This is a genomic window from Leisingera sp. F5, assembly GCF_001593695.1.
In genome coordinates this window covers 1-1,468 of record NZ_LUKH01000917.1, presented here as the reverse complement: position 1 = coordinate 1,468, position 1,468 = coordinate 1, and the positions used below count along the sequence as shown (strand labels likewise).

Below are 1,468 nucleotides of genomic sequence, written 5' to 3'. Positions count from 1 at the left end.
CGATCAAGGTGGTCGGCAGCCGTGAAAACGCCGCCGTGGCCAAGCCGCATCTGGATACCGCAAATGCCGAGATTGAAAACTGCGGCAAGGACGGGCTGGACGCCAAGACCGCCAAGGGCCATCTGCTGGCCGCGCTGGAAGCCTGCAACACGGCGGATGAGGTGATCTCGCAATATGCGTTCATCGAACAGGAAATCACCCGTGCCCGGGCGGCTTTGACCCCGGTTACCGGTCACGGCGAAGCGGCCTATGTGAAGGATGAGACCGACGCGGTTGAAAAACTGCTGGCTGATGCCGAAGCCGCCGCCAAGGGCGGGCAGAATTACGCCAAGGTCAGTGCGGATATCGAAGCGGCGATTGCCCAGACCAAGGCCGCGCTGGAGATGGCGGAGCAGCACAAGGCATACAAGGACCTGCGCGTCAAACCGGAGGTGGAGCCGCGGCTGGCTGTGCTGGAAGGGCATGAGCACCGCTATGCCATCAAGCCCAGCATCGACACCATGCGCAAGAAACTGGCGGATGCCGCTGCGGCTGTGGCCGGCAAGAAACCGGGAGAGGCCATTACACTGCTGGAAGAGGCGCGCGCCATCGGCACCAGCGCCTTTGTGATGGCGGAAATGCGGGCCAACACGCCGCCCACGGACAAGGACATCAAGGAAATCCTGTCGCGCCCCAATGGCACAGACGAGCTGGACGCGATGATCGACAACCTGGAGCCCGAGGCGCAGCGGGCGGTGGTCAAAGTGGCGTTCAAGGCGCGTTTTGGCTGTGATATCAAGAACTTCAATAATGAGAACCTGGCGCCGGCCACGGAAATTGCCGATGCCAATCTGAAGGGGCCGAACATTGTCGCCTTCTACAAGGCGATGCAGGATCTGCCGCTGGATCATACGCTGAACAATGACTCGCTGCAGAAGTTCGCGGTTAATGAAGCTGCGAAAGGCGGCTCAATGTACCAGGGCAATGAGAAGCGGATTGTGATGCATGAAGGCGACGCCGGGGCCTCGCCCAATTATGCCTTTGGCAGCGATGATGCGGTGGGCAGCCTGGATGATGCCGCCACCCCGGAAGAACGCGCCGAGCTGGAAAAATGCAAACCGGCAAACGAGGAGCCTGTCACGTTTTTCAACTGGAACACCCTGCATGAGGTCGGCCATGCCGTTGACGACAAACAAAGCTTTATGAAAAGCAACGGCGGCAAAAAGGAATACGGCGGCTGGACCGAACACGGCATGGATATCGCTGCCATCGCTGAGAAAATTGCCACCAAATTCAGCTATGACAAGGCCTATGCGACCGAGTATATGGCGCATAACAAAGGCGCCCATGTGCCGGACAAGCCGGCCGGTGAAACCTGCACGGACGAGGAATGGGAAAGCCGCCGCATCAAGATGCAGGCGCATATCGACATGGCGTCCGAACCGGCCCAGCCCTGGTCCAGCATGGCAATTGCCAAGAAGATCGAAAT

General features: G+C 59.5%; 1 protein-coding gene. It reads left to right on the top strand.

Annotation, left to right across the window (positions count from 1 at the left end; all coding sequences use genetic code 11):
• On the top strand, nt 1–1,468 hold a 1,468-nt coding region (locus tag A2I95_RS37430), incomplete at both ends, for a hypothetical protein (RefSeq protein ID WP_291737519.1).